This is a genomic window from Rhizobium sp. Root708 (genome assembly GCF_001429725.1).
Lineage (GTDB): Bacteria > Pseudomonadota > Alphaproteobacteria > Rhizobiales > Rhizobiaceae > Rhizobium.
This window is the reverse complement of sequence record NZ_LMHV01000043.1, coordinates 196,238-216,159: the sequence shown is the minus strand read 5'-3', so window position 1 is coordinate 216,159 and position 19,922 is coordinate 196,238. Positions and strand designations below refer to the sequence as shown.

At 62.7% G+C, this 19,922-nt stretch carries 16 protein-coding genes; 4 read left to right on the top strand and 12 right to left on the bottom strand.

Annotated elements, in window-relative coordinates:
* Nucleotides 1–87: 87 nt before the first annotated feature.
* Complete coding sequence (locus ASE04_RS25375; protein WP_056824596.1) at nt 88–1,809, bottom strand: response regulator; 1,722 nt, start codon at nt 1,807–1,809, stop codon at nt 88–90.
* 174 nt (nt 1,810–1,983) lie between these two features.
* Between ASE04_RS25375 and mutL the strand changes: the two genes are divergently transcribed.
* Both mutL and ASE04_RS25365 read left to right on the top strand, forming a co-directional pair.
* Nucleotides 1,984–3,801, top strand: a complete 1,818-nt coding sequence (gene mutL / locus ASE04_RS25370; protein ID WP_056824595.1) for a DNA mismatch repair endonuclease MutL — start codon at nt 1,984–1,986, stop codon at nt 3,799–3,801.
* A 67-nt stretch (nt 3,802–3,868) separates the two neighbouring features.
* Nucleotides 3,869–4,099, top strand: a complete 231-nt coding sequence (locus tag ASE04_RS25365) for a DUF2093 domain-containing protein (protein ID WP_056825735.1) — start codon at nt 3,869–3,871, stop codon at nt 4,097–4,099.
* Between the two features lie 3 nt (nt 4,100–4,102).
* Here ASE04_RS25365 and lpxK read toward each other — a convergent pair whose 3' ends face one another.
* From lpxK to ASE04_RS25335, 6 genes are all read right to left on the bottom strand, one after another.
* Nucleotides 4,103–5,143: a tetraacyldisaccharide 4'-kinase gene (gene lpxK, locus ASE04_RS25360; RefSeq protein WP_056824591.1), complete on the bottom strand. Its 1,041-nt coding sequence runs from the start codon at nt 5,141–5,143 to the stop codon at nt 4,103–4,105.
* 106 nt (nt 5,144–5,249) lie between these two features.
* Nucleotides 5,250–5,963 carry an HAD family hydrolase gene (locus tag ASE04_RS25355; RefSeq protein WP_056824587.1) on the bottom strand — a complete coding sequence of 238 codons (714 nt, stop codon included), beginning with the start codon at nt 5,961–5,963 and terminating at the stop codon, nt 5,250–5,252.
* Nucleotides 5,964–5,970: 7 nt separating this feature from the next.
* Nucleotides 5,971–7,290 carry a lipid IV(A) 3-deoxy-D-manno-octulosonic acid transferase gene (gene waaA / locus ASE04_RS25350; protein ID WP_056824585.1) on the bottom strand — a complete coding sequence of 440 codons (1,320 nt, stop codon included), beginning with the start codon at nt 7,288–7,290 and terminating at the stop codon, nt 5,971–5,973.
* A 137-nt stretch (nt 7,291–7,427) separates the two neighbouring features.
* The gene (locus tag ASE04_RS25345) at nt 7,428–7,673 is read right to left on the bottom strand and encodes a DUF4170 domain-containing protein (RefSeq protein WP_056824582.1); all 246 of its coding nucleotides are present in this window, start codon (nt 7,671–7,673) and stop codon (nt 7,428–7,430) included.
* A gap of 69 nt (nt 7,674–7,742) precedes the next feature.
* On the bottom strand, nt 7,743–8,540 hold the full coding sequence (locus ASE04_RS25340) for a 3'(2'),5'-bisphosphate nucleotidase CysQ (RefSeq protein WP_056824578.1): 798 nt from the start codon (nt 8,538–8,540) through the stop codon (nt 7,743–7,745).
* Nucleotides 8,541–8,559: 19 nt separating this feature from the next.
* Nucleotides 8,560–9,906, bottom strand: a complete 1,347-nt coding sequence (locus tag ASE04_RS25335; RefSeq protein ID WP_056824575.1) for a TldD/PmbA family protein — start codon at nt 9,904–9,906, stop codon at nt 8,560–8,562.
* 112 nt (nt 9,907–10,018) lie between these two features.
* On the opposite strand from ASE04_RS25335, the gene ASE04_RS25330 reads away from it, so the two are divergent.
* A complete protein-coding gene (locus tag ASE04_RS25330; protein WP_056824572.1) occupies nt 10,019–11,830 on the top strand; it encodes a monovalent cation:proton antiporter-2 (CPA2) family protein in 1,812 nt (603 codons plus the stop codon).
* On the opposite strand, the gene ASE04_RS25325 is transcribed toward ASE04_RS25330, so the two are convergent.
* The 3 genes from ASE04_RS25325 to ASE04_RS25315 are packed head-to-tail and all read right to left on the bottom strand — an operon-like array spanning nt 11,827 to nt 15,406.
* Nucleotides 11,827–12,723, bottom strand: a complete 897-nt coding sequence (locus ASE04_RS25325) for a patatin-like phospholipase family protein (RefSeq protein WP_443216916.1) — start codon at nt 12,721–12,723, stop codon at nt 11,827–11,829. The genes ASE04_RS25330 and ASE04_RS25325 overlap by 4 nt on opposite strands.
* A 24-nt stretch (nt 12,724–12,747) precedes the next feature.
* Nucleotides 12,748–13,308, bottom strand: coding sequence for a 16S rRNA (guanine(966)-N(2))-methyltransferase RsmD (gene rsmD / locus ASE04_RS25320; protein WP_056824567.1), 561 nt, complete (start codon nt 13,306–13,308; stop codon nt 12,748–12,750).
* Nucleotides 13,289–15,406: a pseudouridine synthase gene (locus ASE04_RS25315; protein ID WP_056824565.1), complete on the bottom strand. Its 2,118-nt coding sequence runs from the start codon at nt 15,404–15,406 to the stop codon at nt 13,289–13,291. Before ASE04_RS25315 ends, rsmD begins: the two co-directional genes overlap by 20 nt.
* Nucleotides 15,407–15,496: 90 nt before the next feature.
* Here ASE04_RS25315 and ASE04_RS25310 point away from each other — a divergent pair, with 90 nt between their 5' ends.
* Nucleotides 15,497–15,934, top strand: coding sequence for a nucleoside deaminase (locus ASE04_RS25310; protein WP_056824560.1), 438 nt, complete (start codon nt 15,497–15,499; stop codon nt 15,932–15,934).
* Nucleotides 15,935–16,059: 125 nt separating this feature from the next.
* Here the strand turns inward: ASE04_RS25310 and ASE04_RS25305 are convergent, their stop codons facing one another.
* Complete coding sequence (locus ASE04_RS25305) at nt 16,060–16,689, bottom strand: hypothetical protein (protein ID WP_056825730.1); 630 nt, start codon at nt 16,687–16,689, stop codon at nt 16,060–16,062.
* Between the two features lie 139 nt (nt 16,690–16,828).
* Nucleotides 16,829–19,777 (bottom strand): isoleucine--tRNA ligase, encoded by a 2,949-nt coding sequence (gene ileS, locus ASE04_RS25300; protein WP_056824557.1) that lies wholly within the window; start codon nt 19,775–19,777, stop codon nt 16,829–16,831.
* Nucleotides 19,778–19,922 lie beyond the last annotated feature (145 nt).

Below are 19,922 nucleotides of genomic sequence, written 5' to 3'. Positions count from 1 at the left end.
GCCGCCAAGTCTTAAAAATTAGATATTGAGACGGCACTGAAACGAGGGGCCATAGTCCCAAGATTTGGGGAGTTGACGGCCTTTCGCCTACCGCTGCGCGCGCAGGCCTTCCGTGCCCAAATGCTTCTGGAAAACCGTTTCCAGAATATCGGGGCTGACGGGCTTCATGATCACGTCGTCCATGCCAGCTTTTATGCATTCGGCGCGGTCGCGCTCGAAGGCTTGCGTCAACACGCCGATGATCGGCGTCCGGAGGCCTGCGTCTCCTTCGACCTGGCGTATCAGGCGAGCCGCTTCAAAGCCGTTAAAGCCTGGAAGCGAGATATCCATCAGGACGATCTTCGGCTTGTGTTCCGTCCAGAGCCGTACCGCCTCATCGCCGCTGGCGGCAATCAGGTAGCGGTAGCCCAGACCTTCGAGGATCTGCGAGAAGACGATCTGATTGATGTCGTTGTCTTCGGCGACGAGGACGTCGAGCGAACCATCATCCTCGGATGTCGAGATCTCCCAGGTCGTATCGATGTTGCCGACCATACCGCTGCGGTTGCTGCGGTTAAAATGCCGGGCGACGAGGAAGGTCAGCTCGTTGGCAAGCTGGAAGCCGTCCATGACGAGGGAGGGAATGCCGTATTGCTCCGCGAGCTCCAGGCAGCGCATGCCCATCTGGTTGTCGATGATCAGCAGATCGAGCGAAAGGCCGGCAGAACTCGCGATTTCCAGGAACTGCTCCTGCTCTTCCTCGCGGCGCACCGAACAGGCCTCGAAGCCGTACTTCGCCAATGCTCTCAGGGCCGAGGTCTCGGCCGCGATGTCGCCGGTGACGACGAGGATTTTCCGGCCGGAGAAATTCTCGGGAACGATCGCTTCCATCGCCGCCGGCTCGCGCCGTTCGCCGCTGCCGCTTATCGGAACATAGGCGCGGCGGTAGGAATTGCGGCTTGAGGTGGTGATGGCGGAAGCCAGCTCGAACTCGTCGAGATCGGCTCCATCGCGCGGCAGGTCCTGCATCGTCGAAATGAGGAAATAGCGGCCGGGCTTGCCGATGCGCTGCTTGCGGGTGACGATATCCCGCTCAGAGCCGCCACGCGAAATCTGCCGCTGTCGCGAGATCGACATCTCGCCCGTGTCCAGCACATGGCGATCGCTTTCCTCGAAACGCTGCGCGATCTCTGGCGAAAACAGGTCGGCACTCTTGCGGCCGAGGATCTCGTCGACCGTGGTCTGATACTTCTCGCAGAACGCGATGTTGACCGCGACGTAGTTCAGGTTCCGGTCCTTGACGAATAGCGGAAACGGCAGGTTGTCGAGAATGTCTTCCGTCAGCTGAACCCGTTCGAGATCCAGCCGCCACTGCTCCTCGCGCTTCTTGTCCTCGGAGATGTCGGAGATGACGCAAACGCCGTAACCGCTTGGAAGGCGCCGCTTCTGGAAGCGGATCCAGCAATCGTCGCCTTGCCGCTCGACGGCCTCGAAGCGCTCGCGCCAGTGCGAGGCGATTTTCTGGGAGAGCCAGTCCTCGCGGCCGACAGTGGCCTGCTTGCCGGCTGAGTTGGTTCGGATCCCGGTGTCGTAGATGGCTCCGAGGAAATCGCGCAGACGCGTTCCCGGGCTCAACATCTCGGCGGAAATCGGGAAGAAGTCGAGAACCTGACGGCTGGCGAAGATCAGATGATCAGTCTTGTCGTAGACGACGAAGGCAGAGGCGAGGCTTTCGCACACCGCATCGAACAACGCAGTTTGCAGGCTGTTGTCAGCCGGCAAATCGCCATTCAAAGATGACGTGTCCGCTTTTTCGAAGCCGGCACTCATGCTCACGCGTCCCACATGTCCGATTGAAATGCATTCTCGGAGGTACAAATCAAAATGGCAGTTTTGTCTTAAAGCGCGCTTAACGTTAAGCAGCCGGCGAAAGCGGACGGGACAAGCCTCGGCGAAAACGCTTTCCCGCTTCCCAGGAGCCGTCGAATCCGCGAAAATAGCAGAATGGCCATTCGACAACTCTCCGAGACACTCATCAACCAAATCGCAGCCGGCGAAGTCATCGAGCGTCCGGCAAGCGCTGCCAAGGAGTTGATCGAGAACGCGCTCGATGCCGGGGCGACCCGCATCGAGATCGCCACGGCAGGCGGTGGCAAGGCGCTGCTGCGCGTGTCCGACAACGGATCGGGCATGGACGCGGCGGACCTCGAGCTTGCCGTCCGGCGGCACTGCACCTCCAAGATTTCAAACACGCTGGATGACATCCGCACGCTCGGCTTCCGTGGCGAAGCGCTGCCCTCGATCGGCTCGGTTGCCCGGCTGAGCATTTCCAGCCGCCGCCGCGATGGCGTCGACGGTCATGAGATCGCGATGGCGGGCGGCAAGCTGCTGCATCTGCGGCCCTCCGCGTCCAATCCGGGCACGATCGTCGAAGTCCGGGACCTTTTCTTCGCCACGCCCGCGCGGCTGAAGTTCCTGAAGACGGAGAAGGCCGAAGCGGCCGCGATTACCGAGACCGTCAAGCGCATGGCGATCGCCTTTCCGGGCGTGCGTTTCGTGCTGTCAGGGTCCGACCGCTCGACCTTGGAGCTTCCTGCTACCGGCGACGATCATCTGGCACGGATCGCGCAGGTTCTCGGCAAGGAATTCCGGGAGAATGCGATCGAGATCAATGCCGAGCGCGAAGAGATCTCGCTGACCGGCTTTGCCGGGGTGCCGACTTTCAATCGCGGAAACTCTGCGCATCAATATGCTTTCGTCAACGGCCGACCGGTGCAGGACAAGCTTATCCTCTCGGCCATCCGCGGCGCCTACGCGGAAACCATTCCATCCGGACGGTACGCGGTCGCCGTGCTTTCGATCGAACTCGATCCCGCCCTTGTCGACGTAAACGTGCATCCGGCGAAATCGGACGTGCGCTTCCGCGACCCGCAACTGGTGCGCGGCCTGATCGTCGGGGCTATCCGCGAGGCTCTCGCCCGCGACGGCAGCCGCGCCGCGACCACGGGAGCGGAGGGAATGCTGCGTTCGTTCCGGCCGGGCTTCCAGCCGCGGGCGGCAGAGCCGCAACAGCCCTGGTCCGCGGAACGGTCTCCGTCGCGCCCCTACGAGTTTCCCGCCAACAACAGTTTTCGCGAGCGCCCGCAATCATCGTTCGACGGACTGGTGATGCCGACGGCACGTGCGGAGACCTCGACATCGTCATGGTCTCCACCGACCGCGGAGGCGGAAACGCCAGCGCGCTATCCGCTTGGTGCGGCGCGCGCGCAGATCCATGAGAACTACATCGTCGCGCAGACTGACGACGGACTTGTTATCGTCGACCAGCATGCAGCCCATGAGCGCCTGGTGTTCGAGGCGCTGCGCAAGGCGCTGCATTCCAAGCGTCTGGCGTCGCAGGTGCTGCTCATTCCTGACATCGTGGATCTGCCCGAGGAGGATTGCGACCGGCTGATGCAGTTTGCCGCCGAACTCGGGGAGCTTGGACTGGCGATCGAGCGCTTCGGCCCCGGTGCGATTGCCGTTCGCGAGACGCCGGCGCTGCTCGGCGAAGTCGATGCGTCTGGCCTCATCCGGCAGCTGGCCGACGAGGTGGCGGAATGGGACACGGCCTCCGGCCTCTCGGCCAAGCTGGAATATGTCGCGGCGACGATGGCATGCCACGGATCGGTGCGTTCCGGCCGGCGGATGCGGTCGGAAGAAATGAATGCACTTCTCCGTCAAATGGAGGTGACGCCGGGCTCCGGCCAGTGCAATCACGGGCGCCCGACCTATATCGAATTGAAGCTTTCCGATATCGAGCGGCTGTTCGGCAGAAGCTGAAAAAGCTGGCAATGGCCGCTGCCGCGGGTTATGGCAGGGGAATGACAGCCTGCAAGGAATGGAGCGCATGAATTTGTTTGAGGGACATGGAAACCGCGAGGCGCAGATCCGCTATCTGGATGCGGATTTCCAGATCCTGTCGCCCGGCTCCTATGTCGTCTGCGCCATTACCGGAAAGCAGATCGCTCTCGACGAATTACGCTACTGGAGCGTTGCGCGGCAGGAGCCTTATGCCGACGCCATGGCCTCTCTCGAGGCCGACAAGCGCGCCGGCGTTCTGCCGAACCAGAAGCGCTAAGGCTCAGGCTGCGGTTTTCTCTTTCATCCGGCGCTCGCGGCAAGCATCGATGGCGCGGGTGATGATCAGATTCGGCGCAAGATGATCCTCGAACGCCATTTCGACTTCGATCACCACGCACCGCTCTGCAAGCTGTCTCGCCTTGCCATTGTGACCGGCTAGACGGACGAAATCCTTTGACGTCGTGACGATCGTGAGACCGTCGCGTTCCGCGGTCGCGAGGATGTCGTCGATCTCGTCTTCCGTCAGATGTTCGTGATCGCCGAAAGACCGGCGAACGGCGATCTCGCAACCAATCGACTCCACCGTTCGAAAGAATTTCGAGGGATCGGCAATGCCCGCAAAGGCCAGCACGCGCTCGCCGGCGAGCTCGTTGCCTGTCGCAACCTTCAGGGAAGCGGTGAAATAGGGCTTTGCGGCGCGTGCGGCGATACGGACGATCTGGTCGGCCGCGGTGCCCGCTCCGACCTTCAGCAAGGCGGTCGCGTAGCGCAGTTGCTGGCGGATCGGGGCGCGCACAGGCCCGCCGGGAACGATATGACCGTTACCCAGGCCACGCGTCGCATCGATCACGAGCAAGGCATAGTCGATCGCAAGTCGCGCGCTCTGGAAGCCGTCATCCATGATGATCAGGTCGGCGCCTTCCTTGACGAGACGCTTGGCGCCCTCGACGCGGCGCCTTGAAATCACCGTCAATGCCTCGCGGGCGAGCAGCAACGGCTCGTCACCGACAGCAACGGCGCGATGGTGTTCGGGATCCACAACCGTCGTGACGTCGAGCGAGCCGCCGTAGCCACGGCTGAGAAAGCCGGGCTTCAGCCCCCTCGCCTTCGCGGCACGGGCGATCGTCAGCGCCGTCGGCGTCTTGCCGGCGCCGCCCACAGTGAAATTGCCGATGCAGATTACGGGAACGGGGACGGATGCGCGCTTGGCATTCGCCATGCGATAACCGGCAATACGTCCATAGAGGAAGGAAACAGGGGAGAGCGTCCAGGCACGCCAATCAGCCTTCGTCCACCAGAAAGGCGGCGCTTCCGATACCATTCTTGCTGTCCTGCCTTTTGTGCCGCGGGCCTGGGGCCGACGGCTCTTTTCCTCAACCCCGCGAAAAGAGAAGGCAATTTTCAAGAAAATGCAAGCCTTTGGTCGATCAGGCGAGCTGCAGGTCCGGCAACAGACCTTCCAGCTCGGTGATATCATTCAGGCAATAGTCGGAGGCGGCGGCAAGGGATTCGCGCGAACCGGTACCCGTCAACACCGCGACCGTCAGTCCGGCCTTGGCATTGCGGCCCATGTGGAGGTCATGATTGTTGTCGCCGACGACAGCGACTTCCGATGGCTGCAGACCGGTCGCTGCACAAAAGCCGAGTACCATGCCGGCCTCCGGCTTCGAGCCGAAGCCGCTGTCGTATCCGGCGATGTAATCCACGTATTGCGAGAAACCAAAGCGCGCCGCTGTCTGGCGGATGGACCGCTCGTTGTCACTTGAGGCGACACCGAGACGGAACCCGCGCGCATGCAGGCGGGCGAAGAAGGCCGACAGATCCGTTACCGGTACGGAAAACTCGGCAGCGTTCGAAAACAGCTCATCGAGCCTGAATGTCAGGTCGGACACATCGAGCGAAGAGCCCGCAGCAACCAGGCCTTCGGCGATCTGGCGGGTGTTACCGGCGGCCAGAAGACTGTCCGGGACGATATGGCCGGTCACCGGATCCATTCCGCAGGCGGAAAGCAGCCGATCGGCAAGTGCCGCGTCGCCTTCGGAGGCGATGCGGGCGAGCTCCCGGTTTACCGGCAGCCAGCTTTCATCATAGTCCAGAAGCGTTCCGTCCTTGTCGAACAGGATACCCTTGATCGCGTCCATGGATCCCTCAGCGCTGCGCGGCCGTCTTCGGCAGCAAGCGCGCCTTCACCGTCAACGGGTTGATATAAGGTTCAAGGCCCTTCAGCGTCGCCGTCAGCGCCCCACGCATTTCTTGCACGGCGACAACGCCGGCCTCGATCATTTTGCGCCGCGCATCGTCGTTCATCAGCAGATAGTGGACGCCCTTGGCCAGCATCTCGGTGTCGCGGACCATACGCGCGCTGCCGCGGCGGGCAAGCCGTTGATAGGCTTCCCGGAAATTCTGGACGTTGCTGCCGGAGAGAACCGCGCAGCCTAGCATCGCCGGTTCGAGCGGATTCTGGCCGCCTTCGGCAAACAGCGAACGACCGACAAAGGCCACTTCGGTCAAACGCAGGTAAAGACCCATTTCGCCGATGGTATCGCCGAGGAAGATGTCGACGTCAGGCGAGAGGACATCGTCGCGGGTGCGGCGCGCGACCTTCAGGCCCTGCTTGACCAGTTCGGCTTCGATGGCGTCCGAACGATCCGGGTGGCGAGGAACGATGATGGTCAGTTGACCGTCGCGTTCCTTGAGGGTGCGGTGGACAATCCCGGCGGCTTTTTCCTCGCCGTCGAATGTCGAGATCGCAGCCCAGGTCCGGCGGTCGCCGATCTGCTTCTTGTAACGGGCGAAAACGGCCGCGTCATAGGAAGGAGCGTCGGTATCGACCTTCAGATTTCCGGACATGATGACCTGGCGCGCGCCGAGGTCGCGGAAGCGCTCCGCATCGACATCCGACTGCGCGATGACAAGCGCCAGGTTCTCGAACAGCGCATCAGCAAGAGACGGACGACGACTCCAGCGCGCGAAGGAGCGATCCGACATCCGCGCATTGACCAGTATCTGCGGAATGCGACGCCGACCAAGCTCCATGATCGTCGCCGGCCAGATCTCGGATTCCGCGATCAGGGCGCAATCCGGCTGCCAGTAATCGAGAAAACGGCTGACGGCGGGCTTCAGATCGAGCGGCACATATTGGTGGATGGCTTCGTTGCCGACGCGCTCGGCGGCGAGCTTGGCCGAAGTGACGGTGCCGGTCGTGAGGATGACATGAATATCGCGGCGGCGGATTTCGCGGATCAATGGAATGACCGCATTCATCTCGCCGACGCTTGCCGCATGAAACCAGATCAGCGGGCCGGCAGGCCGGTCGGCGCTCGGATATCCGGAGCGTTCGAGCCGGCGCGCCCGATCTTCCTTGCCCTTTGCGGCCCGGTAGGTCAGATACCCACCGACGAAAGGCGTCATCATCGTCCCGGCTGCCTGATAGGCGCCTAGCGCGAGCCGCGCCATGCGGCCGCTCATATGATCTGCCTCCGATCAATTACGATCGTCATTAACCCATTCCCAATTCTTGTTGCGGCCGGAAATGACCGATCACTTTGTTCAGAATGCGTCAGCAGCCGGCAGAGCGGCCGAGAGGAGCGCGCGGCGCTTCACAATTAGTTGCCGGACTTGTTTTCCGGATCCAAAAGACGGTGCATGTGTACAATGAAATAACGCATGTGCGCATTGTCGACAGTCGACTGCGCCTTACCCTTCCACGCGGTCAGCGCGGTGGCATAATCTGGAAAAATACCGACGATATCCAGATCCTTGAGGTCACGGAACTGAACGTCGTCAAGACTTTCCAGTTCGCCGCCGAATACAAGGTGCAAAAGTTGTTTCTTTTCGCTGGAGTTCGTCATTTTCGTCTCTTTCTTTTTCTGCTCCTCCGCCGTTTCATCTGAGGGATTTTGACGGAAACGTCAACTGCCTCATCGACGCACGGTGCGGGTTATCAGGTCGTTCAATTCAGGGTGCGATGCCGCGCAGAGTTCGTCGTGGCTAACACGAGGCCTGTTGTAGATCACATCACGGCCGGCGAGATCGACCAAGCGCCCGCCTGCCCGCTCCAGGATCAGGTCGGCGGCCGCAAGGTCCCAGTCGTGGGAGTTGCGCTTCACGAAGGTTCCGTCGATGCGGCCGTCCGCGACCATGGCGATACGGTACGCCAGTGACGGCACATGCTTGACGCGCTCGATCCGGGTTCTGAGCTCATCCGGAAAGTTGGCGAGCACATCTTCGGCTATGGCGAAACGCGATGTGCCCTGCTGCGAGGCGGATACGGTGATCACCTCGCCGTTCTTGCGCGCCACGCCCGCTTCCGTCGCTTCGTAAAGCTCGTCAAGTGCGGGCGCATAGAGCACGCCGGCGACCGGCCGGCCGTCGTGAACCACCGCAACGCTCACGCACCAGAGATTCAATCCGCCGATGAAGGCGCGCGTGCCGTCGATGGGATCGATGATGAACAGGGTCGAGCGCGCCAGCCGCTGCTCGTCATCGTCCGTCTCTTCCGACAACCAGCCATAATCAGGCCGGGCGGCCCGCAGGATGGTTGCCAGCGTTTCATTGGCCGCAAAGTCCGCGGCACTGACCGGTGAGCGCCCCTCGTTCTTCCACCAGACCTCAGGCGACTGATTGAAGTAACCAAGAGCAACCTCGCCAGCCTGTTTCGCCGCATCCACGATCAGATGCAAATCGTCCTGCCAGCGGGCTGCACTCGCTTCGCTCATATCCGTCACATCCAATCCGTCAGCGCCCGGCCAGTGTCATTCCTTCAATCGCGAGCGTCGGGGCGGCAACGCCATACTTGCGGTCGATATCGTTTGCAGGCGTCACGCGCATGAACATATCTTTCAGGTTCGATGCGATCGTCACCTCGGAGACAGCGTAGGTCAACTCACCATTCTCGATCCAGAAGCCGGTGGCGCCGCGGCTATACTCGCCGGTGATCATGTTGACGCCCTGACCGATGAGCTCGGTGATGTAAAAGCCGTTGCCCACACCGCGGACCAGATCCTCGGGCGAGATATCGCCGGGCTCCAGCGCGAGATTGGTCGATGCGGGCGTGATCGAGTTTCCGCCGCGAACGCCGCGGCCGTTGGTCTCCATGCCGATCTCGCGACCCGTCGACGTCGACAGGAACCAGTGCTTGAGCACGCCATCCTCGATCATTACCAGCCGTTCGCCGGAAATGCCTTCGCCGTCAAAGGGGCGAGACGACGGACCGCGCACGATCAACGGATCATCCGTGATCGACAGTCCCGCCTTCAGGACCTGCTGGCCCATCTTGTCGCGCAGGAAGCTTGTCTTGCGGGCGACGGAGGCACCGTTGATCGCACCGGCGATATGGCCGACGAAACCACGCGCAACACGTGGATCGAAGACGACGGTGACATCCTTGCCCGTCGGGACCTGGCGCGGATTGATGCGCTTGATCGTTCTCTCGCCTGCCCGGCGACCGATCTCGGCCGGATCGTCGAGTTCGGCGAAATAGATGCGGCTATCGTAATCGTAGTCGCGCTCCATACCGGTGCCTTCACCGGCGATGACGCTGACGGAACGGCCGAAGCGCGACGCCATGTAGCTGCCTTCGAACCCGTGCGAGGTGACCAGAACCAGTCCGCCCATTCCAGATGATGCGCCGGCACCGGAGGAGTTCGTGACGCCCTTCACGGCAAGCGCTGCAGCCTCGGCGGCAAGAGCCGCCTCGCGGAGTTGTTCGGAGGAAACCTCCGTGGTGTCGAGCAGCTGCAGGTCCGGGTAGGATTTCGCGAGCTTGCCTTCGTCCGCAAGGCAGGCGAACGGATCTTCCGGCGAAACCTTCGCCATGGCGACCGCGCGCTCCGCCAGCGCCGCGAGATCGAAGCCTGGATTTGCGGAAACACTGGCGACGCGCTTGCCGACGAAAACGCGCAGCGCGAAGTCATCGCTTTCGGAGGACTCGGTGCCCTCAACCTTGCCAAGGCGAACACTGACGGATTGTGAGCGGGAACGCACCACCACCGCATCGGCGGCGTCGGCTCCGGCCTTCTTGGCCAGGTCGATCAATTGGCTTGCGCGGGAAAGAAGCGTCGAGGAGTCGATTTCAGAAGACATGATTTGGCCTTTCCTTCGCGTTCCATTTATTGTGCGCTACAAAAAGCATCAAGGCCGCCAACGCCGATTCTTTTTCCCTCCTCAGCACGCGCCCTCACGGAAGCCCCGCATCATGTCCGAACCCAACGCGCTTTTTTCCGAAACGATCCTGCTGCTTGGCGGCGCCGTCGTTTCGGCGCCGATCTTCAAGCGGCTCGGATTGGGCACCGTGCTCGGCTACCTTGCAGCCGGCGTCGTGATCGGCCCGATCTTTCACGGGCTTACCGATGGGGACCAGATTCTCGCCGTCGCCGAGCTCGGTGTCGTCTTCCTGCTCTTCATCATCGGCCTGGAACTGAAGCCCAGCCGGCTGTGGCAAATGCGGCGGGACATATTCGGGCTCGGCTCGGCGCAGGTGCTGCTGACAGGTGCGCTGCTGTCGCTCGTCGCGTGGCTCACCGGTGTGCTCGACTGGCGCGGCTGCATCATTGCGGGGTTCGGCCTGGCCCTGTCTTCGACCGCTTTTGCCATGCAGATCCTCGACGACGAAGGCGACGTCAACACGCGCTATGGCCAGCGCTCCTTCTCGATGCTGCTGTTCCAGGATCTGGCAATCGTGCCGTTGCTGGCATTGATCAATATTCTCGATACCGGGAAAGGTCATGGCGCGCCGGTTCTCGATTTCGCCATCGCGATCGGCGCGGTCGGCGCAATGATCATCATGGGCCGCTATCTCCTGACGCCGCTTTTTCAGATCATCGCCCGGACCGGCGCCCGCGAAGCGATGATCGCCGCCGCCCTGTTCGTGGTCATGGGATCGGCAAGCCTCATGCAGCTCGCCGGCCTGTCGATGGCAATGGGCGCCTTTCTTTCGGGAGTGATGCTCGCCGAATCGTCCTACCGACATGAACTCGAGGCCGACATCGAGCCTTTCCGCGGGGTGCTGCTCGCTATCTTCTTTATCGCCGTCGGCCTGTCGCTGCAGCTGCCCGTCCTGTGGGACAACGCGCTGCTGATCGTCATCGCGGTCCCTGTTGTCATGATCGCGAAAGGTCTCGTCATATACGCGATCAGCCGCATCGCGGGTTCGTCCCACGACGACGCCATACGTATCGCCTTTCTCCTGCCGCAGGGAGGCGAGTTCGGTTTCGTGCTGTTCTCCGCTGCCGGGGCTGCCGGCCTGATGCCGCCGAGCACGGCCTCGCTGCTGATCGCGATCGTGACGATGTCGATGGCGCTGACACCGATCGGAACGATGATTTCCAAGCGGTTGCTGACGGGCGACAAGCAGGAGGAGCAGCTTGACGAGGACTTCGAAGGAGCCGGGGCCGACGTTCTGATGATCGGCTTCTCGCGTTTCGGACAGATTTCAGCGCAGATCCTGCTCGCCGGCGGGCGCGCGGTGACCGTCATCGACACCTCCGCCGACCGTATTCGTCAGGCGTCGTCCTTCGGCTTTCGGATCTACTTCGGCGATGGAACCCGCAAGGACGTGCTGCGCGCGGCTGGCGTGGACCACGCTAAGATCGTCGTCATCTGCACGCAAAAACGCGAGGTGACCGACAAGATCGTCGAGCTGGTGCAGGACGAATATCGGCACGCCAAGCTTTTCGTCCGCTCCTACGACCGCATTCATTCGATCGCGCTGCGCAACCGCAACGTCGACTACGAACTGCGCGAAACCCTGGAGTCGGGTCTGCTTTTCGGCCGCAGGACGCTGGAAGCGCTCGGCGTTAGCGAGGTCGATGCGTACGAGATCGGAGAGGATATTCGCCGCCGTGACGAGCAGCGTCTGGTGCTGCAGTCTTCCGAGGGATTGCAGGCGGGACGCGACATGCTGTTCTCGCAGCCGGTCAAGCCGGAACCGCTGGTGAAGCCGAAGCGCGCCGCCGGCTTCGAGGATGATCCGTTGTCGGGCACCGCCGAGGTGACCGCCGACGCCTAGGCTCTTTGATGCGCCTCGATGGCGCCGTCGAGCGCGTATTTCAGCTCGTCCTTGACGCCAGCAGACATCGCCAGGACTTCGCGGGCCTTGAGGAAGTCCATGACGCCGGTCCTGCCGACGGCAGGGCGAAGGAAGATATGCGGCGCCTGAAGCCGCAGCTTCAACGATATCGCCGTCTGCATCATCAGCTGTCCGGAGCCGAAAATGCTCTCCATGCGGTTCGGGATATGCGTTCCGTCACCTTCCGGCGCACCCACGACATCGATGCCGATAACGATGTCGGCCTCGTTCATGAGGCATTCGTAGGGAACTGGATTGCTGATACCGCCATCGATCATCACCCGCCCGTAAAGGCGAACGGGCATGAAAACCGCGGGAATAGCCGAGGATGCGGCGAGCGCCGGAAACAGAGCGCCTTCCTCGACGATCACCTCGTTCTGGCCGTAATAGTCGGTCGCGATCACCCGCATCGGGATCTGAAGATCGGAGAAATGGTCCGGCAGATCGGCTGGGAGAAACGCCTTCAGGATCCGCTCGAGATTGAACTGGCCGATGCGAACGCCGTTTGCCACCGCATCACGCACCGTTTGCGGGCGCAATCCCCAGAGGCGGCTCACCACAGCCGTCTTGTTGCCGACGGTCATGAGCGCATGTTCGCGAATGTCGGCGCCGCTCATTCCGGCCGCCATACCGGCCCCCATGATGGCGCCGATCGAGGAACCCGCGATCGCTGTTGGGCGGATGCCGAGTTCATTCAGCGTTTCGATGACATGGATGTGAGCGAGGCCACGGGCTCCGCCGCCGCCGAACGCGACGGCCACGCGCAGGCCATCCGACCTTGGAGCATCTTGCGGGACAGGCAACTCGACAATTGACGTTTCTGCCTGCACCACTACCCCCGATTGCCCGCCGCCGCGTTACAGGGGCTGATAGCGGTAGAAATGAACCCGTGTGTCGCCGAAGATGCGGCTTTCGAGGAAAAGATAGGAAGGGTCCACCGAAACAACAACATCGGTGCGCTCTTCGAGCACCGCAATCGCGCCCGGCACCAGCCAGCCGCCCTTTGCCGCGGCCGCCATTGCCTTCTCCCCCAGTCCCTTTCCATAGGGCGGGTCTGCGAAGAGGATATGAAACGGCTCGAGATTGCCAACGCTGCCGAGATCGGTCGCGTCGCGCCTGAGGATGCGCGTCCGGCCATGCAGGCCGAGCGCATCGATATTTTCCCAGAGCAGGCCCCTGCCCTCGACGCTGTTTTCAACGAACAGCGCATGACGGCAGCCACGCGAGACGGCTTCGAGGCCAACGGCGCCGGTGCCGGCAAAGAGGTCCAGTATCCGGGTGCCATCGACGCATTCCGGATAGGCATGGCTCAGAATATTGAACAGGCTCTCACGCGTCCGGTCGGCAGTCGGCCGGATGTCGTTTGATTTTGGTACGGCGAGCGGCCGTCCGCGAAACTCACCGCCGACGATCCGCACCGCGTCCTATTCCCTTTCCTTTGGGTCCACCCCGTGACGGCCCGCCCGAAGGCTTGCCACCACCGCCGGGACGATCGCCCGAAGGCTTGCCCGAAAAACTCTTCGCGCCCGGCTTCGATCCGCCAGGCTTTCCACCAAAGCTCTTGCCGCGCGGCTTGTCGCCGAAGGGACGATCGCCTCTTGGACGCTCGCCCTGGGGACGATCACCCTGCGGACGTTCACCACGAGGCCGGTCGCCATAGGAACGTTCGCCTGCCGGACGCTCGGAACGAGCCTCGCCGGAGAAACGCTTGGCGCGGGGACGCTCGTCGCCCTCTTCGCGCGGACGGCGCGGCTTGTCGCCGAACGGCCGGTCGCCGCGTGGCGGACGATCATTGAAGGAACGGGGACGGTCGTCTCCCTCCTCGCGCGGCCTGCGGTCGCCGCGAGGTTTGGCTGCGAACGGGCGGTCACCGGCTGGCCGGTCACCACGGGGAGGGCGATCACCGAAAGGCCGATCGCCACGCGGTGGGCGGTCGCCGAATGAACGCGGACGGTCGCCATCCTCGCGCGGCTTGCGCTCGCCACGAGGCTTGTCGCCAAAGGGACGATCGCCTCTCGGGCGCTCGCCCTGGGGACGGTCGCCGCGCGGTGGGCGGTCACCATAGGGCCGGTCGCCGCGTGCCGTGCGGTCGCCGCCTGAGCGGTCACCACGGGAGGGGCGATCACCGAAGCCACGGTCGCCGCGATCACCGCGCTTGCGGTCGCCGTCGTCCTTGCTGACTTCGCTCGAGCGGATCCATTCGCCCTCTTCGTCGCGGGCACGGTTGATCTGCACGCGCGGACCTTCGTCGTAGCTTGTCGGCTGCGGCTTGGAGCGGCCAGGCTTTTCGCCACGACGCAGGGCCGTCTGGGCGTTCTTTTCTGCCTTGGCGGCTGCCTTTTCGCCGAGCGGACGGGCGCCGGGCGCCATCCAGACATTGGCGTTGCGGCGGCTGCCGAGCGGCGGACGCTTCGGGCCCTCGTCCTTGCGGTCGCCACCACGGCTTGGGCCACGGCCGCCATCGCGGTCGCGATCACCGCCGCGGCGATCATCACGTCGGTCGTCACGTTTGTCGTCGCGCTTGGTGTCGAGGCGGCTCAGCGCGCGTTCGCGCTTGTCTTCCGGCTTCCACGAGCGTTCGCGACGCTCGGGCTTGGCGTCAGCTTCCTCTTCCTCGGCCACGGCCGGCGAATTGTAGATCGGCGCGTCGAAATTGGCCTTCGCGTCCTCGATCAGGCGCGGGCCGAGCTGGTCACGCAAGGTGCGACCGCGTACTTCGACCACATCCCGCTCCGGCAGATCGCCGAGCTGGAAGGGGCCGTAGGAGATGCGGATCAGGCGATTGACGTCGAGACCGAGCGCGCCGAGCACGTTCTTGATTTCGCGGTTCTTGCCTTCGCGCAGGCCCATGGTGAGCCAGACGTTGGAGCCCTGCGTGCGGTCGAGCGTCGCTTCGATCGAACCGTAAAGGACGCCATCGACGGCAATGCCGTCCTTGAGCTTGTCCAGCGCGTCCTGATCGATGTCGCCGTGGGCGCGCACGCGGTAGCGGCGCAGCCAGCCGGTCGTCGGCAGTTCCAGCGCGCGGGCGAGACCGCCATCGTTGGTAAGCAGCAGCAGGCCTTCGGTATTGATATCAAGACGGCCGATCGACATCACCCGGGGCAGATCATCCGGCAGATTGTCAAAGACGGTCGGGCGACCCTCGGGGTCGGCGTTCGTCGTCACCAGTCCTGCCGGCTTGTGGTAAAGCCAGAGCCTGGTGCGCTCGATGCCACGGATCGGGACGCCATCGACCTCGATCTTGTCGGTGAGCGTCACGTTAACGACCGGCGTGTCCAGGAGCTTGCCGTTCAGCGTGACGCGGCCTTCCATGATCATGCGTTCGATGTCGCGACGGGAGGCAACGCCGGCGCGCGCCATCACCTTGGAGATACGCTCGGCCTTGTCGTCGCCACCGACGGCGTCATCGTCCGTCTTGGCGAACGCCTTCGAGGGCTTTGCAGCTGATTTCGGGCCGCTCTCGCGACGCGGCGGCTTATCGCCCGGCCGTTTTGGCTTGTCTTTGAATGTCATTTGTTGTTTGCCTGCCTTTTGGGGCCTGTCTATCAGTTCGCGCCCCCGCGGTTAAGTGGAAATTGTCGCATCGTGAAGACAAATCAATTTATGGGGCTTGCGCTTGACGAAGCCCGTGCCGCAGGCGAACGCGGCGAAGTGCCTATCGGGGCCGTGCTGGTGCTCGACGGGGCCGTCATCGCGCGCTCCGGCAACCGCACACGCGAGTTGAACGACGTCACCGCGCATGCCGAAGTCCTCGCCATCCGCATGGCCTGCGAAGCGCTCGATCAGGAGCGTCTGACCGGTGCAGATCTCTACGTGACGCTCGAACCCTGCACCATGTGCGCGGCGGCGATCTCCTTTGCCCGCATTCGACGTCTCTACTACGGCGCGGAAGATCCAAAGGGCGGCGGGGTCGATAACGGCGTGCGCTTTTATCGGCAGCCGACCTGCCATCACGCGCCGGATGTCTATTCGGGCCTCAACGAGACGGCGGCAGGCGATATTCTGCGCGCGTTCTTTTCGGGGAAGAGAGAGATCCCCTGATCTCATCCGTTGTCACGGCAACTGACGGTCGGCGGTGTGCTGCTCGGCTGCCAACTGCTACGCATCGTTTTCGAATTGACCGCTGGGCAAAAAGAAAACGGGGCTGATCGCCCCGTTCGATATGATTACTGAAGTAAATTCCACCACTGCTTGTCGCTGCCGGCGATAGCGGCTTCCTTCTTCCGCTTCTTCTGCTTCTTCAGCTCGGGCTCGCCGACGTCGTCCAGTTTCGCCGGATCCCCGACCTGACGGTATTCGGTCGGCGGATCGGAAATATAGCGGCGCTGGTCGAGATTGGCGCCCTTCTGGATGGCGCGGGCTTCGCGATAGGCCTTCGTCTGCGCCTCGGTCGTGCGGCGTCCACCTTCAATGGCGGAACTTGCCAGCGGCGAGCGGAAGCTCGACTTGTCGCTGTTGTCGTCGGCGTCCTTGACCAGACGTGCGCGGGTATCTTCCGGAGACTCGACCCATTCCGGATTATCCTTGCTCGCGATCGACTTCTGAGGCTCGACGAGCGATTCCTTGGCAGTGTCGGAAGGAAGCACGAGCGAGGGGCGCGGCGCATACCGGACACCCTTGTTCTTGGGATCGTTGCCGGTCAGCGAAACGGAGTCACCGAGGTCGTCAGTCAGCTGCTGGAATGCCGTCTTGTCGGTTCCGTAACGTGGGCCGCTGGTGCAGCCTGACATCATCGCGCCACCTGCCATTGCCACTGTCAGGCAGACGCCCAAATGGAACCAACGTTTCGATAACATGAAAACCCTTCCAGCCATGCCGGTGCATTCAAACGCTTGAAAACCGAACATCGTCCCCCTGACGGAAAAATCCGGCCATTTTCAGGCAGCTTTTACCGGATGAACCGCAAATACGCAATTCACCCGGCAATATTCTTCGTTATTGCACAGCCAGTTCGCGAAGTGCCACGGCGTCACGGGCGGAGACATCGGGATACTCCGCATCGGAGCCGACGTCCGTCGTGATCCGCCACGAGCGGGCGCATTTGGTGCCTTCCGCAAGCTTCGGTTCGACGCTGACGAGAGCGACTTCCTGCAGGCGGAATGCATCGGCTGGACCTTCGGAGCCATCGATCGTGATGCCCGAGGTGATGCAGATCTCCTCGAAATCCTGACCATCCAGCGCCTTCATCAGCTCCGGATCGGCGATGTGAACGACGGGGGCTGCTTCCAGCGAGGAGCCGATGCGCTTGTCCTTGCGCTCGATTTCAAGCGCGCCTGTCACCACCGTGCGCACCGCGCGGATCTTCTTCCACTTCTCGGCCAGCGCCTCGTTCTTCCAGTTATCAGGAACTTCCGGGAACTGCTCGAGGTGAACCGAGACGGCGTTCGGGTTGCGCGACAGCCATGCCTCTTCCGTGGTGAAGGGCAGCATCGGGGCCAGCCAGGTCACCATGCAATCGAAGATCATGCGAATGACATGAAGGCTGGCACGGCGGCGCAGGCTGGATGGCGCATCGCAATAGAGCGCGTCCTTGCGGACGTCGAAGTAGAAGGCCGAGAGTTCGACATTGGCGAAGTCGATCAACGCGCGGGCAATCTTCTTGAAGTCGAAGGCGTCGTAATTCTCGCGCACCAGCTGGTCGAGCTCGGCCAGACGATGCAGCATCAGCTGCTCCAGCTCCGGCATCTCGGAGACCTCGAAGGTCTCGCCCTTGTCGTGCGCCAGCGTGCCGAGCATCCAGCGGATGGTGTTGCGCAGCTTTCTATAGGCATCGACATTGGTCTGGATGATCGTCTTACCGACGCGCAGGTCGTCGGCGTAGTCTGATGTCATGACCCAGAGGCGCAGGATGTCGGCGCCGGCGTCCTTCATGATTTCCTGCGGCGAGGTGACGTTGCCCTTGGACTTCGACATCTTCTCGCCCTTCTCGTCCATGGTGAAGCCATGGGTGAGTACGGCGTTGTAAGGCGCGCGGCCACGGGTCGCCGCCGATTCCAGCAGCGACGAGTGAAACCAGCCGCGATGCTGGTCGGAACCTTCCAGATAGAGATCGGCCGGCCACTTGAGATCCGGACGGTCTTCGAGCGTAAACGTGTGGGTCGAGCCACTGTCGAACCAGACATCGAGGATGTCCATGACCTGCTTCCAGGGCTCGTTGGCTTTCTTGCCGAGGAAGCGCTCGCGCGCACCTTCGGCGAACCATGCATCGGCGCCTTCGGCTTCGAAGGCTTCCAGGATGCGGGCGTTGACCTCCTCATCGACCAAGACCTCGCCGGCCTCGTCGACGAAGACGCAGATCGGCACGCCCCAGGCGCGCTGACGGGAAAGCACCCAATCCGGGCGGCCTTCAATCATGGCGCGCAGGCGGTTCTGGCCGGCGGCGGGAACGAAGCGGGTGTCGTCGATGGCGTTCAGCGCGCGCGAGCGCAGCGTCGTGCCGTCGGCGAGCGTCTTGTCCATGTAGACGAACCACTGCGGCGTGTTGCGGAAGATGACCGGCTTCTTCGAGCGCCAGGAATGCGGATAGGAATGCTTCAGTCGGCCGCGGGCAAAGAGCGCGTTGCGGGCGATGAGTTCCTTGATGACGCGCTCGTTGGCATCGCCCTTCTTGCCGTTGTCGTCGATGACGCGGCCACCTTCGAGGCCCGGCGCATCTGATGTGTAGAAGCCGGCGTCGTCGACCGGGAACGGGATCTTGGTGTCGATGCCACGTGCCTCGATCTCGCGGGCGTGGCCCGTCCAGGCATCAAAGTCCTCGCGGCCGTGGCTGGGCGCGGTGTGTACGAAGCCGGTACCGGCGTCATCGGTGACGTGGTCGCCGTCGAGGAGGGGAACGAGGAACTCGTAGCCGCCGCCGAAGCCCTTGAACGGGTGGGCGCAGGTGATGGCGGCGAGTTGTTCCGCCGAAACGTCCTGCAAGCGCTTGAACTGTAGCTTGGCCTTGGCGAAAGCGTCTTCGGCCAGCTTGTCAGCGAGGATCAGCTTTTCGCCCGGACGCGGACCGAAGTCGTTGGTGGCTTCGGTGACTTCATAGAGGCCGTACGAAACGCGCGACGAATAGGCGATCGCACGGTTGCCGGGGATCGTCCAGGGCGTGGTGGTCCAGATGACGACATGCGCCCCCTGCAAATTCTTCAGGGCATCCTGCGCCGCCTCGAAGGTGGCCGCCATCGAGTGCTTTTGTTCCGTGCTTTGTGCCACGAACTCAGCCACCGGGAACTTCACCCAGATCATGTCGCTCTCGATGTCGTGGTATTCGACCTCGGCTTCGGCCAGCGCGGTGCGCTCGACGACCGACCACATGACCGGCTTGGAGCCGCGATAGAGCTGGCCCGACTTGGCGATCTTCAGCAGTTCGCCGGCGATGCGGCTTTCGGCGTGGAAGGCCATGGTCGTGTAGGGGTTGTCGAAATCACCCTCGATGCCAAGGCGCTTGAATTCGGCGGCCTGGGTCTGTATCCAGCCGGCGGCGAATTCGCGGCATTCCTTGCGGAACTCGTTGACCGGGATCTCGTCCTTGTTCTTGCCCTTCTCGCGATACTTCTCCTCGATCTTCCACTCGATCGGAAGGCCGTGGCAATCCCAGCCGGGAACGTAGTTGGCATCGAAGCCACGCATCTGGAACGAGCGGTTGATGACGTCCTTGAGGATCTTGTTCAGCGCGTGGCCGATGTGGATGTTGCCGTTGGCATAGGGAGGGCCATCGTGGAGAACGAACTTCTCGCGGCCGGCGGCGGAGGCGCGGAGCTTCTTGTAGAGGCCCATCTGCTGCCAGCGGGCAACCGTTTCCGGCTCCTTCTGCGGCAGGCCGGCGCGCATCGGGAAGTCGGTTTCGGGGAGATAGAGGGTCTTCGAGTAATCGATCTTTTCGGCTGTATCGGTCATGTCTAGCAATCGTCTCTAGGCGCCACGGAAGCAGGCGCAACGGGCTTGAAAATTGGTGACGGAGGCGCTCGTCGTCCAAGCGCCAAAAACCCGGACCTTCCGGCCGCTTAGCGCGCGCGGAAGGCCGGGCCGATAATTCGTATCG

Bases quoted from the DNA above. Each gene is read 5' to 3' on its own strand.
- waaA (WP_056824585.1), bottom strand. From the start codon at position 7,290: ATGAGCGGCCGCATGGCGCGGCTCGCGCTAGGCGCCTATCAGGCAGCC.
- ASE04_RS25355 (WP_056824587.1), bottom strand. From the start codon at position 5,963: ATGGACGCGATCAAGGGTATCCTGTTCGACAAGGACGGAACGCTTCTG.
- ASE04_RS25365 (WP_056825735.1), top strand. From the start codon at position 3,869: ATGAATTTGTTTGAGGGACATGGAAACCGCGAGGCGCAGATCCGCTAT.
- ileS (WP_056824557.1), bottom strand. From the start codon at position 19,777: ATGACCGATACAGCCGAAAAGATCGATTACTCGAAGACCCTCTATCTC.
- ASE04_RS25330 (WP_056824572.1), top strand. From the start codon at position 10,019: ATGTCCGAACCCAACGCGCTTTTTTCCGAAACGATCCTGCTGCTTGGC.
- ASE04_RS25305 (WP_056825730.1), bottom strand. From the start codon at position 16,689: ATGTTATCGAAACGTTGGTTCCATTTGGGCGTCTGCCTGACAGTGGCA.
- mutL (WP_056824595.1), top strand. From the start codon at position 1,984: ATGGCCATTCGACAACTCTCCGAGACACTCATCAACCAAATCGCAGCC.
- ASE04_RS25335 (WP_056824575.1), bottom strand. From the start codon at position 9,906: ATGTCTTCTGAAATCGACTCCTCGACGCTTCTTTCCCGCGCAAGCCAA.
- ASE04_RS25340 (WP_056824578.1), bottom strand. From the start codon at position 8,540: ATGAGCGAAGCGAGTGCAGCCCGCTGGCAGGACGATTTGCATCTGATC.
- ASE04_RS25310 (WP_056824560.1), top strand. From the start codon at position 15,497: ATGGGGCTTGCGCTTGACGAAGCCCGTGCCGCAGGCGAACGCGGCGAA.
- lpxK (WP_056824591.1), bottom strand. From the start codon at position 5,143: ATGGTATCGGAAGCGCCGCCTTTCTGGTGGACGAAGGCTGATTGGCGT.
- ASE04_RS25345 (WP_056824582.1), bottom strand. From the start codon at position 7,673: ATGACGAACTCCAGCGAAAAGAAACAACTTTTGCACCTTGTATTCGGC.
- ASE04_RS25315 (WP_056824565.1), bottom strand. From the start codon at position 15,406: ATGACATTCAAAGACAAGCCAAAACGGCCGGGCGATAAGCCGCCGCGT.
- ASE04_RS25375 (WP_056824596.1), bottom strand. From the start codon at position 1,809: ATGAGTGCCGGCTTCGAAAAAGCGGACACGTCATCTTTGAATGGCGAT.